Below are 15,697 nucleotides of genomic sequence, written 5' to 3' on the forward strand. Positions count from 1 at the left end.
GGGAAGAGGATGTTTTCATGATGCAAAAATAAGAATTTTAACGCAATCCCCCAAGTTTTCAGACTGAGCCGCTTTTTCTTTTCTCAGAACCCCCTACTAAAACAAGGAACACCAGATATCCCCCAGCAAGGCACAAAAAAAGAGCGAATCATTCCGCTCCACCTTTAAAGAATCCCCCTTAATGGGATTCTTCTTTTCTTCATCTTTCATTTACTAGTTACCTGAAAACTACTTTCTACTAATACCTAATCAAAACAATCTTTTCCTAAAAACTAATCTTTAAATCTAATACCTTAATTTTATAAACTAATACCTTTTATTATTACCTTTTTCTAATACCTAAAAATCTTAGTAGTTTCACAACTACACTGCAAAGGTAAAGCTGTTTTGGAAAACGACAAGAACCATTATACAAAAAATTAAATTTCGACTTGTTTTTTTGACTTATGTCAAGAGATAAGGTAAAATTAACACTTCGTGCTCTAGTTTCATCTTGTTTCCGACAGTTTTAGAACTGGCAAAAAGTAAGCATAAGCCAAGATTACTATGCAGGAAATAAACTTTTTGAAAGGGAATGAGTATATACAGGAACAGAACAGTCCTCGTTCTCTGAACAATCTGTATTTTTCCAAGCCGAAATCACGACGATTTTTTCGACGAAGCCGGACAGTTCCCCGAATTTTCGGAAGCAAAAAGAGCATGAGGATATATTTCTCACAACTTTTCCGTAACTTTGCAGCGTTTGATAATAAATAAGATAGGAATGGATTTTAAGTACGACGTAATTGTAATTGGTGCCGGACATGCCGGTTGCGAAGCGGCAGCCGCTGCTGCAAATTTAGGTTCCAAGACTTGTCTCATTACGATGGATATGAACAAGATTGGACAGATGAGCTGCAACCCTGCCGTGGGTGGAATCGCCAAAGGACAAATTGTACGTGAAATAGATGCGCTGGGCGGACAGATGGGATTGGTGACAGACGAAACAGCTATCCAGTTCCGAATACTGAACCGTTCGAAAGGCCCTGCCATGTGGAGTCCCCGTGCCCAATGCGACCGTGCCAAGTTTATCTGGTCGTGGCGGGAAAGACTGGAGAATACCCCCAACCTTCATATCTGGCAAGATACCGTATGCGAACTTCTTGTTGAAGACGGTACAGTGACCGGACTGGTTACCGCATGGGGTGTCACCTTCAAGGCAAAATGCATAGTACTCACTGCAGGAACTTTCCTCAACGGACTGATGCACGTAGGACGCCACCAGTTGCCGGGCGGAAGAATGGCAGAACCGGCCTCCTATAAATTAACCGAATCCATCGCCCGCCACGGTATCACTTACGGAAGGATGAAAACCGGAACTCCGGTACGAATCGACGCGCGCAGCGTTCATTTCGACCAAATGGAAACACAGGACGGAGAATGTGACTTTCACAAATTCTCTTTCATGAATACAAGTGTACGTCACTTGAAGCAACTGCAATGCTGGACATGCTATACTAATGAAGAGGTACATCAGATTCTACGTAACGGACTGCCGGATTCTCCCCTATTCAACGGACAGATTCAGAGCATCGGCCCGCGTTATTGTCCGAGCATCGAAACGAAGATTGTGACTTTCCCCGACAAGACCCAGCATCAACTGTTCCTCGAACCGGAAGGCGAAACAACACAGGAGTTATATCTCAACGGATTCTCTTCCTCACTTCCGATGGACATACAAATTGCCGCTTTAAAGAAAATTCCGGCTTTCAAGGATTTGGTTATCTATCGTCCGGGGTATGCGATTGAATATGACTATTTCGACCCTACACAACTAAAGCATACGTTGGAATCGAAGATTATCGAAAACCTTTTCTTTGCCGGACAAGTAAACGGTACTACCGGATACGAAGAAGCAGGCGGACAAGGATTGATAGCGGGAATCAATGCGCACATCAACTGCCACAGAGGCGAAGCCTTCACACTGGCACGCGACGAAGCATATATCGGCGTATTAATCGATGATTTGGTAACCAAAGGTGTCGACGAGCCTTACCGTATGTTTACTTCACGCGCAGAATATCGTATCTTGCTCCGTATGGACGATGCTGATATGCGCCTGACCGAACGAGCTTATAAACTCGGATTGGCTAAGGAAGACCGTTATCAATTAATGAAGAGCAAGAAGGAAGCGGTGGAACAAATTGTATCTTTCGCGCACAGCTATTCGATGAAACCGGCATTAATTAATGATGCTCTCGAAAAAATAGGAACAACTCCCCTACGCCAGGGATGCAAACTGATAGAAATTCTGAATCGCCCGCAAGTGACGATTGAAAACATCACCGGATATGTTCCAGCATTTCAACGCGAACTGGAAAAGGCTACCAGTTCTAATCAAGACCGGAAAGAAGAGATTCTCGAAGCTGCCGAAATCCTAATCAAATATCAAGGATATATTGACAGGGAGCGAATGATAGCAGAGAAACTGTCAAGACTGGAAAGCATCAAAATCAAAGGTAAATTCGATTACGCTTCCATTCAGTCCTTATCAACCGAAGCCCGGCAGAAACTAATAAAGATAGACCCGGAAACGATTGCACAGGCGAGCAGAATCCCAGGAGTATCGCCAAGCGACATCAACGTATTACTGGTACTTTCCGGACGGTAGCCGGCAACGTTTCACGTGAAACAAAGTATTTAAAGAAACGATATAAATCAATGATTATGAGCAAAGAAACGCTAATTAAAAGCATCCGGGAAATACCAGATTTCCCTATTCCCGGAATCCTATTCTATGATGTTACCACTTTATTCAAAGATCCATGGTGCCTGCAGGAATTATCGAATGTCATGTACGAAATGTACAAAGATAAAGGCATCACCAAAGTGGTAGGTATAGAATCAAGAGGTTTCATCATGGGACCGATTCTGGCTACCCGGTTGAATGCTGGTTTCATCCCTATCCGCAAGCCCGGCAAACTTCCTGCCGAAACGCTTGAAGAAAGCTATGACAAGGAATACGGAAAAGACACCGTACAAATTCATAAAGACGCATTGGATGAAAATGACGTAGTCTTGTTGCACGACGACCTGCTGGCAACAGGCGGAACCATGAAAGCGGCCTGCGAACTGGTAAGGAAACTGAAACCAAAGAAAGTATATGTGAACTTCATCATCGAGCTGAAAGACCTGAATGGAAAATCTGTATTCGGAGATGATGTAGAAGTAGAATCTGTATTGTCTTTATAAAGGATTTGATTATATTTGCAGGGCGTAGTTGAACTACGCCCTTTTTTATTTTAGCGATCTCTCAGCCCTAACGATTATGAATGCAGAAACGGAAAGCAGAACCAATGAATATTTGAAAGGAATCGTAGCCAACCTTCCTGAGAAGCCAGGCATCTATCAGTACCTGAATACGGAAGGGACGATTATATACGTTGGAAAGGCGAAAAATCTAAAAAAAAGAGTCTACTCCTATTTCAGCAAGGAACACGAGCCGGGAAAGACACGGGTACTTGTCAGCAAGATTGCCGATATCCGTTATATCGTAGTCAATACGGAAGAAGACGCGTTGCTGCTGGAGAATAATCTGATAAAGAAGTATAAGCCGCGCTACAACGTCTTATTAAAGGACGATAAGACGTATCCATCTATCTGCGTACAGAACGAGTATTTTCCCCGGATTTTCAGAACCAGGAAGATTATCAGAAACGGCTCTTCTTATTATGGACCGTACAGTCATATCCCGTCTATGTACGCGGTATTGGATTTGATAAAGCATCTGTATCCTTTACGCACTTGCAATCTGAACCTGAGTCCGGAGAATATACGGGCGGGAAAGTTCAACGTATGTCTGGAATATCACATCAAGAACTGCGCAGGCCCCTGTATCGGGTTGCAATCACACGAAGATTATCTCAAAAACATCGATGAAATCAAAGAAATCCTGAAAGGAAACACACAAGAGGTCAGCCGGATGCTATTAGAGAAAATGCAGGTATTGGCGGGCGAGATGAGGTTTGAAGAAGCGCAGAAGGTAAAAGAGAAGTATCTGTTGGTAGAGAATTATCGTTCGAAGTCCGAGGTAGTAAGTTCTGTGCTGCATAATATCGACGTGTTTTCTATCGAAGAGGACGAGGCTAATTCAGCTTTCATCAATTATCTGCATATTACGAATGGAGCCATCAATCAGGCATTCACTTTCGAATACAAGAAAAAGCTGAATGAATCGAAAGAGGAGCTTTTGACATTGGGTATTATTGAGATGCGAGAGCGCTACAAAAGCCTGTCGAAGGAGATTATCGTTCCTTTCGAGCTTGATTTGGAATTGAATAATATCGTTTTCACCGTTCCTCAGCGGGGAGATAAGAAGAAGTTATTAGACCTTTCTATCTTAAACGTGAAGCAATACAAGGCTGACCGTCTGAAGCAGGCGGAAAAGCTGAATCCCGAACAGAGGAGCATGCGTCTGATGAAGGAGATACAGCAGGAACTGCACTTGGACAAACCGCCTTTGCAGATTGAATGTTTCGATAACTCGAACATACAGGGGGCTGATGCGGTAGCGGCATGCGTTGTATTCAAAAAGGCGAAACCATCGAAGAAAGATTACCGGAAATACAACATAAAGACGGTTGTGGGGCCGGATGATTACGCTTCGATGAAAGAGGTTGTCAGAAGGCGTTATCAACGCGCTATTGAAGAAAGTTCTCCGCTGCCCGACCTTATTATTACCGATGGTGGAAAAGGGCAAATGGAAGTCGTCAGAGAGGTTATTGAAGACGAATTGAACCTTAACATTCCTATTGCAGGATTAGCGAAAGACAATCGCCACCGTACATCAGAGCTGCTTTTCGGGTTTCCGCCACAGACAATCGGCATCAAGCAACATAGTCCGTTGTTCCGTTTGCTGACGCAGATTCAGGATGAGGTACACCGTTTTGCCATCAGTTTCCATCGTGATAAACGCAGCAAACGGCAGGTAGCGTCTGCGCTGGATAGCATCAAGGGAATCGGAGAAAAGACGAAAACCGCCCTTTTGAAAGAGTTTAAGAGCGTAAAACGGATAAAAGAGGCATCTTTAGAAGAGATTAGCGCCATCGTTGGAGAGGCGAAAGCTAAAACCGTAAAAGCGGGATTGAACGATGAACAAGCCGAAAATAAATAACGCCAATTCGATATAAATCCAACAACTCCATCTTCCTCTTTCTGGAAGGTGGGGAAGCCTGCGGACCACTCTTTCATCGAATAGATGTTAAACAAGAAATTGATAGAATAGAATCAGTTATATTTCTACCATTGAAGCTTTCGGCACAGTTACATAATATTTTTCCTTCAATACATCGTTTTCTCTTCCGAATTTCGTAAATTTGCCTTTCGTAATTACGAAATAAGATAAATAGCAATGCGAATAGTTATACAACGGGTAAGCCGTGCGTCAGTAACCATTGAAGGGAACTGCAAATCAGCTATCGGAAAAGGAATGTTGATATTGGTCGGCATCGAGGAAGCCGACGGGCAGGAGGATATCGACTGGCTCTGCAAAAAGATAGTAAACCTGCGTATTTTCGACGATGAAAACGGAGTTATGAATAAGTCTATCCTAGAAGATGGAGGCGAGATTCTCGTCATCAGCCAGTTCACCCTGCACGCTTCTACAAAAAAAGGGAACCGCCCTTCTTATATCAAGGCAGCCAGACCGGAAGTTTCCATCCCACTCTACGAGCGATTTTGCAAAGACCTGAACAGTGCATTGGGAAAAGAAATAGGCACGGGAATCTTCGGGGCAGACATGAAAGTCGAACTTTTGAACGATGGTCCTGTTACTATATGCATAGATACTAAAAACAAAGAATAGACGTTCAAATGCGGGCGTTCACTAATCATTAATCACTAACCCTAATCACTAAAAGATGACTTTGGAAGAAGCTCAAAAACAAGTAGACCAATGGGTCAAGACATACGGTGTCCGCTACTTCAGCGAATTGACAAATATGGCGGTTTTGACGGAAGAAGTGGGCGAACTGGCACGTGTGATGGCACGCAAATATGGCGACCAGTCCTTCAAGGAGGGAGAGAAAGACAACCTCGACGAAGAGATAGCAGATGTGCTATGGGTGCTTCTCTGCATCGCCAACCAGACAGGCGTAGACCTCACCACTGCCCTGCAAAAGAGCATGGAAAAGAAAACGAAACGAGATAATCAAAGACATATCAATAACCCAAAACTGAAAGAGCATGGAAGAGAATAACTCACAGTCCAACAAGTATGATGCCGCGTTGGCAAAGTACAATACCAATCTGAGCGATGCTGATATTCAGGCCCGCGTAGCCGAATTAATCGAAAAAAAAGTGCCGGAAAACAATACGGAAGAAGTTAAGAAATTCCTGTTCAACTGCATTGACCTGACGACTTTGAACAGTACGGACAGTGATGAAAGCGTGATGCACTTTACGGAAAAAGTCAATAAGTTCGACGATGAATACCCCGATTTGAAGAACGTTGCGGCCATCTGCGTTTATCCCAATTTTGCCGCTATCGTGAAGAATACGTTGGAAGTGGACGGCGTCAATATCGCTTGCGTATCAGGCGGATTCCCCTCTTCACAAACCTTTGTTGAAGTAAAGGTAGCAGAGACAGCATTGGCTATTGCAGACGGGGCAGACGAAATAGACATCGTCATCTCCATAGGCAAATTCCTGAGCGGCGACTACGAAGGCATGTGCGAAGAAATACAGGAATTGAAGGAAGTATGCAAGGAACACCATCTCAAAGTAATCCTCGAGACAGGTGCCCTAAAGAGTGCTTCCAACATCAAAAAGGCCTCTATCCTATCCATGTATTCGGGTGCTGATTTTATCAAGACCTCTACAGGAAAGCAGCAACCTGCCGCTACTCCCGAAGCCGCTTATGTGATGTGCGAAGCCATCAAGGAATATTATCAGAAAACAGGAAACAAGGTAGGTTTCAAGCCGGCAGGCGGAATCAATACAGTCAATGACGCAGTTATTTATTACACCATTGTCAAAGAAGTGCTGGGTGAAGCATGGCTGAACAACCAACTGTTCCGCCTGGGAACCAGCCGCCTCGCCAACCTGTTGCTTTCGGACATCGAAGGCGAAGAAATCAAGTTCTTCTAGGAACTAAGGGCTACATTAGCAATCAAATATGCCTCACCGCGCTGGCTCCCGTCCTTACGGAAGCCGACGCGGTATTTTTTTCTATAAAAAAAATCTAAAGATAGTTATCCGGCAATCAAGAAAATTCCTTATCTTTGTAAATGACTTAGCGAAGAAAGTATAGCTAATTAGTTATATTAGAGAACGTTTCATTTATTACCATCTTCCTGGAATTCGGCAAAATTCAAAGTTATGAGCGGTAATAAGCAAACGGGTCTCACGCACCTTCATGTATATACTTTTGTTATATATCGAACGGAGCGTGGGACTGTTGCTTGTATTATCATAACGGCTTGCCGAAGCCTCAGGAAAATACATGGCAACAGTTCTCACGCTTTTCGTGAATTTTAATGGTATAGCACGAAGGATGGAGACACACATAAAAACCTTACGATCCAACCCTAACCCCTTGAATCTCTTCCTTGGAAGTAAGAGAAAAAAGGGGCTGCGTATCGGTTATATGGAAGCTGCACTGAATGGTTTTTATCTCAACTCCATAGATACCGGTGTGCATCCGCAAAAACTATCCAGCTTCTTGTCTGAAGATTATCATTGTGCCGATACCGAATCTGTCACCGGATTATTTCAGTTTCTCATCAACGAAGGCGATAGGATTTCCTACCAAATCATGCTCCCCTATCTGCTCTCCACAAGCAACATCTGCGAATTTGAGGAAATCATCCGGGAACGCTTTTTCGGAGTGGAACGCTTTATCCAACAAGGAAAGAATCTATACAATTTCGTGAAGTATACAGAGGAAAGAAGAGACCCGATCATATGGATAAATGATTTGGAAAGAGGAATTGCCGGATGGGATATGGGACTGCTGGTAGGATTAGTCCGTGCCGCTTTGGGTAGCGGGTACATTGCGAAAGAAGAAGCCTGGAAGTACATTGAACAAGCAAATGAATTATGCGCTAACGACCTCCTCACAGCGGAAGAGATAGACAAGAGTTACTTACTTGGAAGAGCGATGAAATCAGGGAAAATAGAAGATTGGGATAGGGTGCTGTCTTGTTATTCGCTTCTCGACAAATACCGGAAGTAATTATTTTTCGCGGTCTACCACATAATCCAGATAAGCACGAAGTGCCACGCAAACATCCGAGTCCGGCAGAGAAGCCAACAAGTCGAAAGCCTTCTGTTTATACGCATTCATCGTCTGTATAGCATATTCGATACCGCCATTTTCTTTGACATATTCAATCAAACGGGCTATTTCATCGGGAGTAGCCGTGCCTTCCTTCACTTTGAAAGCAATCTCTCGCACAGCGCTGTCCTTCGTTTTATTCAGCACATACAAGGCGGGCAGAGTCAGCTTTCCTTCAAGCATGTCATTACCTGTCGGCTTACCTATCTCCTTGCTATCAAAGTAGTCGAAAATATCGTCTTTTATCTGAAAGCAGATACCGATATATTCACCCAACAAACGGGCTGATTCCGCTTCTTCCTCTCCCACTCCCACCGAGAAAGCGGCAGCTTTCGTACAAGCAGCGAAAAGGGCGGCGGTTTTCTTACGGATTACATCGAAATAAACTGATTCGGAAAAACTATGATTGCTTACATTGGAAAGTTGGAGCAACTCACCGTCGGCAAGATCCTGCCCCAATGAAGACACCAGTTGGATGATAGGATGGCTGTGTGTCTGCTCGGCGTGAACCAGGCTCGTAGCCAGCAGATAGTCGCCCGTCAGCACAGCTACCTTATTATTAAAGATAGCATTCACCGAAAGTTGTCCGCGACGTTCGGTACTCTCGTCCACAACATCGTCGTGTACCAGGCTGGCCGTGTGAAGCAATTCCAAGGAAACTGCCGCATGAAGCGTGGAAGGGCGGACAGCACCGTAAAGGCGCGCTACCAACAAGACAAGAATAGGACGCATCATCTTACCATTCCTCTGCCGTATATGGGATACGACACTGTCGAGCAATGCATTCGAACTGGAAAGAGAACTATCAAAAAGATTCTTGAAGTCCCCCAGTTCCGCTTCAATCGGAGTTCTGATGAGTGAGATACTGTCCATTTATACACAATTTGAGTACAAAAGTAATAATAAAACGCTTAATACGGTATTTTTTTGTACTTTTACCATGAAAAATTAATTAAATCTATGGATTCAGATAATAAATTATTTCTTTTAGACGCTTATGCACTGATATACCGGGCGTATTACGCCTTTATCAAGAACCCAAGAATCAACTCCAAAGGATTCAATACTTCCGCCATCCTGGGATTTGTCAATACCCTCGAGGAAGTGCTGAAAAAAGAGAATCCGACGCATATAGGAGTGGCTTTCGACCCTTCGGGTCCCACCTTCCGCCACGAAGCTTTCGAACAATATAAAGCACAACGCGAAGAGACTCCCGAGGCAATCCGGCTTTCCGTACCTATTATAAAGGACATTATAAAGGCATACCGTATTCCTATCCTCGAAGTGGCAGGCTATGAAGCCGACGACGTGATAGGAACCCTTGCCACCGAAGCCGGCAGACAGGGTATCACCACGTATATGATGACACCGGACAAGGACTACGGACAGTTGGTGAGCGACAAGGTATTCATGTACCGTCCCAAGCATACGGGTGGTTTTGAAGTAATGGGCATCGAAGAGGTAAAAGCCAAGTTTGATATCCAGTCGCCCTCGCAAGTGATTGACATGCTCGGCCTGATGGGTGATGCTTCGGACAATATCCCCGGCTGCCCCGGTGTAGGAGAAAAGACGGCACAGAAATTGATTGCCGAATTTGGCAGCATCGAAAATCTGTTGGAGCATACCGACCAACTGAAAGGGGCGCTGAAAACGAAAGTGGAAACGAACCGTGAAATGATTATCTTCTCGAAGTTTCTGGCAACTATCAAAATCGACGTACCTATCCAACTAGAGATGGATGCACTCGTCCGCGAAGAGGCAGACGAAAACTCACTCCGCAGTATTTTTGAAGAATTGGAGTTCAGGACTCTCATTGACCGCGTACTCAAAAAAGAGTCCGCCGGAAATGGAGTGACGATGACAAGCGGAAGTAAGACGACAACCGGAAAAGGCACTCCCGCCCCTCTCCCACTTTTTCCCGAAGAAGGGGGAGCCGTACAAGGCGATTTATTTGCAAATTTCACGGCCAGTGAGCCGGGCGAAGCCAAAAAATCAAATCTAGAGACGTTAGATTCGCTCAAATGCAACTACCAACTCATTGATACAGAAGAGAAAAGACGAGAAATTATTCAAAAGTTACTTACATCAGAAATTCTCTCGCTAGACACGGAGACCACCGGAACGGAGCCGATGGACGCAGAACTGGTCGGAATGAGTTTTTCCATTGCTGAAAATGAAGCATTTTATGTGCCGATTCCCGCCGAACGAGAGGAAGCGTTAAAAATCGTCAATGAGTTCCGCCCGGTATTCGAAAATGAAAACTCGCTGAAAGTCGGACAGAATATCAAATACGACATGATCGTTCTTAAAAATTATGGAGTTGAAGTGAAAGGCCCGCTTTTCGATACAATGATTGCCCACTATGTTCTTCAACCGGAACTTCGTCACGGGATGGATTATCTTGCAGAAATTTATCTGCACTACCAGACAATCCATATCGACGAACTGATTGGACCGAAAGGAAAGAATCAGAAGAATATGCGCGACCTCGACCCGAAAGATGTATATCGTTATGCTTGCGAAGATGCAGACGTAACGCTGAAGTTGAAGAACGTGTTAGAAAAAGAACTGAAAGAGAATGACGCCGAACGGCTGTTCTATGATATAGAGATGCCGCTTGTTCCGGTACTGGTCAATATAGAACGGAACGGAGTGCTGCTGGATACGGAAGCGCTGAAACAATCGTCCGCCCATTTCACCGCACAGATGGAACGCATTGAAAAGGAGATTTATGAGCTGGCAGGCGAAACCTTCAATATCGCCTCGCCCAAGCAAGTCGGTGAAGTCCTGTTTGACAAACTGAAGATTGTAGAGAAAGCGAAAAAGACCAAGACGGGGCAGTATGTCACTTCGGAAGAAGTGCTCGAAAGTCTTCGCCACAAGCATCCGGTGGTAGAGAAGATTCTGGAACACCGCGGATTGAAGAAGTTACTGGGAACGTATATCGACGCCCTTCCCCTGCTTATCAACCCACGCACAGGACGGGTACATACCTCTTTCAATCAGACAGTCACTGCCACGGGACGCCTCAGTTCGAGCAATCCGAACTTGCAGAATATTCCTATCCGCGACGAGAACGGGAAAGAAATCCGCAAAGCATTCATTCCCGACGAAGGCTGCCTTTTCTTCTCTGCGGACTACTCGCAGATTGAATTACGTATCATGGCACATCTCAGCGAGGACAAGAACATGATTGACGCTTTCCTCAGCAATCACGATATTCATGCCGCCACGGCTGCGAAAATCTACAAGATAGACTTGAATGATGTTGATTCCGACATGCGCCGCAAGGCAAAAACCGCTAATTTCGGCATTATATATGGTATATCCGTATTCGGTCTTGCCGAACGGATGAACGTAGACCGGAAAGAAGCCAAAGAACTTATCGACGGATACTTCGAGACTTATCCGGGAGTGAAGGCCTATATGGATAAAAGTATCCGGATAGCCCAGGAAAAAGGCTATGTAGAAACAATTTTCCACCGGAAACGCTTCCTGCCGGACATTAATTCACGAAATGCCGTTGTACGCGGATATGCGGAACGGAATGCGATTAACGCGCCTATCCAGGGAAGCGCTGCGGATATTATCAAAGTAGCCATGGCACGCATTTACCAACGGTTCCAGGCGGAAGGCATACAGGCGAAGATGATTCTGCAAGTACATGATGAATTGAACTTCAGCGTTCCCATCAATGAGAAAGAACGCGTGGAAGAAATCGTTATCGAGGAAATGGAGAAAGCATACCGTATGCACGTCCCCTTGAGAGCAGATTGCGGATGGGGCAAAAACTGGCTCGAAGCACATTAAAGGCAAGTAATGCACACACTACCCACATAGTGCATACCCACAAAACAGAAGCCGGAATAACTAATAACATTATTTAACCCGGTATCCATAAAGCTAGAAAAAGGAACACTTCCCCTACGAAGTGATTCGTTCTATATCCGGCAGATTGACTGCCGGATATTTTTTTGTCACCAATCTTGGCAAAAAGCAAACGACACCGCCTACCCCTTATTGACATTTTGATAATATTTCGTCTTTAAAATTGCATAAATACCAAATTAATATGTAAGTTTGCAGCGTAAAACTGATACAGTTATAGAAATATGAAAGTATAACTCAAAAAACTTAAATAGCCATGAAAGCAAAAGTATCTTTAAAAATGTTCGTTTTATCAGCAGTTCTTCTTGTTGTGTCGCTTGCTACTTCTGCACGTAGCTACGATGGTCAGTTGGTTTACAACCCGGTAGAAGAAAATGGTGTAACAGTAGGACAAACCGTTTACAAAATGGACGGAAACACTCTTGCCAACTACATGAAATACAATTATAAGTACGATGACAACAAACGTATGATCGAAAGTGAAGCCCTGAAATGGAACAGCAGTAAGGAAGAATGGCAAAAGGACTTGCGCATCAACTACATTTATGAGGGCAAGACCGTCACTACCAACTATTATAAATGGAACGCCAAGAAACAAGCCTACGTATTGGTTCCCGAAATGACCGTTACGATGGATAATACAAATATGTAACATAACTCTCTCTCATTCTAATATTCTAACAACAAGAGACGCCGCTCCTGATGAAGAAGTGGCGTCTTTCATTTACAATATCCAACCGGGGGCCGGTATCACAACACATAAAAGCGTTCTTGAAGCTCTTTTAGGAAATTCCTGGAAATTATCAGATCATTCTTATCCTGAAAAGGCGGATAAAGCAGGCAACATTTACCATCAATCATAGCCAGAAAATTCACATTTACAATAGCAGACTGACTAATCTGCACGAAAGCTTGTGAATAACTTATAATATCTTCTGCCCTTGTATTCCGTTTCAGGTTCAGGCGCGTTTGGTTAAACAACACCACCTGCCATTGGCGTTTATCTTTCAGATATTCAAAGAAACCGATTTCTTCGAGCCGAAGCAATTTGAATCCTGTCACCGTGCTAATCATAAACATACCATGCTGTGGCATCAAGGCGCTGATGGAAGACGCAAAAGAAGGCGGGGGAAGCAAAGTGGAAGTTGAGATAACCTTCCGGTAACGGTCTATAATCACTTTCAAATCGTCCCTTTCGAAAGGTTTCAACAAGAAATCGAAAGCCGACTCACGCAAGGCCTGCAACAGATACTTATCATAAGAAGTATAGAACACGACTTTCATATCCCACAGCACATCATCCCTTATATCACTCAGCAAGTTAAGCCCTAGTATATCAGGAAGTTCCACATCCAGAAACAATAAATCCGGATGCAACTCCATAATCATCTTTTTACCTTTCACACCGTTGCCTGCTACCCCCTTTACCTCAAATTCACGATAGGGATCCAATTCCCGACGCAAAGCATCAACCGCCGTACGTTCATCGTCAACGATGACCACTTTATACTTTTCTTCCGTCTCCATCATAAATCATAAGAAAAACGGAACGGGATATACACCGATACTTGCGTACCGGCCTTTCCATCATTCCTGTTGGTTATATCAAAACGTATCTTATCATTCTTGTTTTTTGCATTCAGCAGTTGGATAGTCTGATAAAGGACTTTCAGCCCCGTACCGGTTCCATGTGTCGCAGAAGGCACTTGCGAGAGATACCCCCGCCCGTTATCCGTAACCGTAATACAGATTCCGTTCTCCTGACAGGAAACATATACAACAAGCTCCTTCGCTCCATCCTTTCCCGCCAACCCGTGCTTAATGGCATTCTCCACAGGAATCTGTACAATCATAGAAGGAACCATGATACGGGTTGCGTCCAATCCGTCCCCAATTGTGACTGTTGAGGTGAAACCTTCCCCGAGACGCCCTTTCTCCAAGTCAATGTAAGAACGTACAAAGTCCAGTTCGTCCTGTAGGGGCACGCTCAGTTTTTCCGTCAGCTCAAGGCTTCGGCGGAGATATCCCACCAGTCCCATCAGATTATTTCTCACTTCTTCCGAACCATTGAACTGGTTAATCTCACGCCCCAACACATTGAAAATAAAATGAGGAGAAATCCGGCTACGCAGGTTCTCCATCCAGATGCGGTTTATCTGCCGGAAAAAACGTTCACGAAGAAATTCCCGTTTCTTACGCATATACCAGATAATGACCAGCGTACCTGCCACAAGCAGCACGCAGACAAGCACCCAAATATAAACATTCAACTTCAAGACCCTTACCTCAGCGGCCTGTTGCTGAATCTGTATCTCCTTACGCAATACAATCGTATCCTGCTGATAACGCATATCCAGTTCGGCGACACGCATTTGTATCCGTTCGCTACGGATGGAATCATCCAAACGGCGATCACGTTTCAGATATTCATAGGCGTGGCGGTAATCACCGGTACGTTCAAAATAATGCTGGAGATACCGGTTGCGTATGGTCAGCATATTGGCATCAAGATGCCCCACGGGATTCGTACGGGCAATCATCTTCTGCGCCTGTGCCATATTCCCTTTCTTCAGGGCAAGCTCGATCATTTGGGTTTCGATGTAGTAGACAGCAGAATTATGCTGTATTTTTTGAAAGAAACGGTAACTCTCGTCCAGGCATATTTGTGCGGAATCGAGGTTATCAGTCAATACATACAATTCTCCCAGGTTCACTTTGATAAAGTTCTGTTCGAATACCATTTGCGAATGGGCAGATACCAGTTCATTCGCCCTGCGCATGTATTTCAAAGCTTCCTGATAGTCTTTCCTGTAATAATAATAGTTACCGCGGTTATTAAGAAACGTCCATTTCTCCCCTACATTCATGTCATCGAAGAACTGTTCTGCCAGTTCATAATAGTGATTCGACAAGTCGAAGTCACGTAAGTCCATATAGGTTTGTCCCAGTCCATAGTAGACAGGGAACTTCGTATGTTCGGACAAATTCAACGAATCACAGAGAAACAAAGCACGGCGATAATATGAAGCGGTATGCGCCAAGTCGCCACGATGCAGATAAGCATCGGCTATGTTGATGCAAATATCCGGAAGACGCTGCAATTTCTCCCCTTCCAGACAGTACTTATACGCCTGTTTATAGTTCATCATGGCAGAATCAGGGCGGTTCAACTGCATCCACACATTCCCTTCCATATTATAAATCTCGGCCAACACACTATTCCACCGCGGACATCTGACAGCTTTAGGCGAAAATGCCTTCACCCGGCGATGATAATAAAAAACGGAGTCAAAATCGGAAGAAACGAAGAATGTTTTTCCGTACAAGGCGAGAAGGCGGTAATAATATTGGGAATCCTGTACCTGCGCCAGTGCGTCACGTACCTGTGAGCGGGAATAAAGTACATTGGAGAACAGAGAATCCTGGGCTCAGTCTGAAAACTTGGGGGATTGCGTTAAAATTCTTATTTTTGCATCATGAAAACATCCTCTTCCC

General features: G+C 44.3%; 12 protein-coding genes. 9 read left to right on the forward strand and 3 right to left on the reverse strand.

Going from position 1 to position 15,697, the window contains the following annotated elements; all coding sequences use genetic code 11:
- Nucleotides 1-763 precede the first annotated feature (763 nt).
- From mnmG to RDN93_RS19595, 7 genes are all read left to right on the forward strand, one after another.
- Complete coding sequence (mnmG, locus tag RDN93_RS19565; protein ID WP_308747043.1) at nt 764-2,650, forward strand: tRNA uridine-5-carboxymethylaminomethyl(34) synthesis enzyme MnmG; 1,887 nt, start codon at nt 764-766, stop codon at nt 2,648-2,650.
- 50 nt (nt 2,651-2,700) lie between these two features.
- Nucleotides 2,701-3,231, forward strand: coding sequence for an adenine phosphoribosyltransferase (locus tag RDN93_RS19570; RefSeq protein WP_242357730.1), 531 nt, complete (start codon nt 2,701-2,703; stop codon nt 3,229-3,231).
- A 76-nt stretch (nt 3,232-3,307) separates the two neighbouring features.
- Entirely contained in the window at nt 3,308-5,152 is a 1,845-nt protein-coding gene (gene uvrC, locus RDN93_RS19575; protein ID WP_308747044.1) for an excinuclease ABC subunit UvrC, read from the forward strand.
- A 237-nt stretch (nt 5,153-5,389) separates the two neighbouring features.
- Nucleotides 5,390-5,842, forward strand: a complete 453-nt coding sequence (dtd, locus tag RDN93_RS19580) for a D-aminoacyl-tRNA deacylase (RefSeq protein WP_308747045.1) — start codon at nt 5,390-5,392, stop codon at nt 5,840-5,842.
- A 55-nt stretch (nt 5,843-5,897) separates the two neighbouring features.
- A complete protein-coding gene (locus RDN93_RS19585; RefSeq protein ID WP_308747046.1) occupies nt 5,898-6,236 on the forward strand; it encodes a nucleotide pyrophosphohydrolase in 339 nt (112 codons plus the stop codon).
- Entirely contained in the window at nt 6,223-7,125 is a 903-nt protein-coding gene (gene deoC / locus RDN93_RS19590; protein ID WP_308747047.1) for a deoxyribose-phosphate aldolase, read from the forward strand. The genes RDN93_RS19585 and deoC overlap by 14 nt, the downstream gene beginning before the upstream one ends.
- Nucleotides 7,126-7,531: 406 nt before the next feature.
- Nucleotides 7,532-8,212 carry a DUF1266 domain-containing protein gene (locus RDN93_RS19595; RefSeq protein ID WP_308747052.1) on the forward strand — a complete coding sequence of 227 codons (681 nt, stop codon included), beginning with the start codon at nt 7,532-7,534 and terminating at the stop codon, nt 8,210-8,212.
- Here the strand turns inward: RDN93_RS19595 and RDN93_RS19600 are convergent, their stop codons facing one another.
- Nucleotides 8,213-9,187, reverse strand: coding sequence for a polyprenyl synthetase family protein (locus RDN93_RS19600; RefSeq protein ID WP_308747048.1), 975 nt, complete (start codon nt 9,185-9,187; stop codon nt 8,213-8,215).
- Between the two features lie 87 nt (nt 9,188-9,274).
- On the opposite strand from RDN93_RS19600, the gene polA reads away from it, so the two are divergent.
- Complete coding sequence (gene polA / locus RDN93_RS19605; protein ID WP_308747049.1) at nt 9,275-12,124, forward strand: DNA polymerase I; 2,850 nt, start codon at nt 9,275-9,277, stop codon at nt 12,122-12,124.
- Between the two features lie 334 nt (nt 12,125-12,458).
- Nucleotides 12,459-12,854 (forward strand): DUF3836 domain-containing protein, encoded by a 396-nt coding sequence (locus RDN93_RS19610; RefSeq protein ID WP_308747050.1) that lies wholly within the window; start codon nt 12,459-12,461, stop codon nt 12,852-12,854.
- Nucleotides 12,855-12,952: 98 nt separating this feature from the next.
- Here the strand turns inward: RDN93_RS19610 and RDN93_RS19615 are convergent, their stop codons facing one another.
- Both RDN93_RS19615 and RDN93_RS19620 read right to left on the reverse strand, forming a co-directional pair.
- Complete coding sequence (locus RDN93_RS19615) at nt 12,953-13,732, reverse strand: response regulator (RefSeq protein ID WP_308747051.1); 780 nt, start codon at nt 13,730-13,732, stop codon at nt 12,953-12,955.
- Complete coding sequence (locus RDN93_RS19620) at nt 13,729-15,618, reverse strand: histidine kinase (RefSeq protein ID WP_308747053.1); 1,890 nt, start codon at nt 15,616-15,618, stop codon at nt 13,729-13,731. The genes RDN93_RS19615 and RDN93_RS19620 overlap by 4 nt, the downstream gene beginning before the upstream one ends.
- Nucleotides 15,619-15,697 lie beyond the last annotated feature (79 nt).

Source organism: uncultured Bacteroides sp. (assembly GCF_902491285.1).
Classification (GTDB): Bacteria; Bacteroidota; Bacteroidia; order Bacteroidales; family Bacteroidaceae; genus Bacteroides.

Coding starts and splice junctions, on each gene's coding strand:
- mnmG (WP_308747043.1), top strand. CDS start 764: ATGGATTTTAAGTACGACGTAATTGTAATTGGTGCCGGACATGCCGGT.
- RDN93_RS19570 (WP_242357730.1), top strand. CDS start 2,701: ATGATTATGAGCAAAGAAACGCTAATTAAAAGCATCCGGGAAATACCA.
- uvrC (WP_308747044.1), top strand. CDS start 3,308: ATGAATGCAGAAACGGAAAGCAGAACCAATGAATATTTGAAAGGAATC.
- dtd (WP_308747045.1), top strand. CDS start 5,390: ATGCGAATAGTTATACAACGGGTAAGCCGTGCGTCAGTAACCATTGAA.
- RDN93_RS19585 (WP_308747046.1), top strand. CDS start 5,898: ATGACTTTGGAAGAAGCTCAAAAACAAGTAGACCAATGGGTCAAGACA.
- deoC (WP_308747047.1), top strand. CDS start 6,223: ATGGAAGAGAATAACTCACAGTCCAACAAGTATGATGCCGCGTTGGCA.
- RDN93_RS19595 (WP_308747052.1), top strand. CDS start 7,532: ATGGAGACACACATAAAAACCTTACGATCCAACCCTAACCCCTTGAAT.
- RDN93_RS19600 (WP_308747048.1), bottom strand. CDS start 9,187: ATGGACAGTATCTCACTCATCAGAACTCCGATTGAAGCGGAACTGGGG.
- polA (WP_308747049.1), top strand. CDS start 9,275: ATGGATTCAGATAATAAATTATTTCTTTTAGACGCTTATGCACTGATA.
- RDN93_RS19610 (WP_308747050.1), top strand. CDS start 12,459: ATGAAAGCAAAAGTATCTTTAAAAATGTTCGTTTTATCAGCAGTTCTT.
- RDN93_RS19615 (WP_308747051.1), bottom strand. CDS start 13,732: ATGATGGAGACGGAAGAAAAGTATAAAGTGGTCATCGTTGACGATGAA.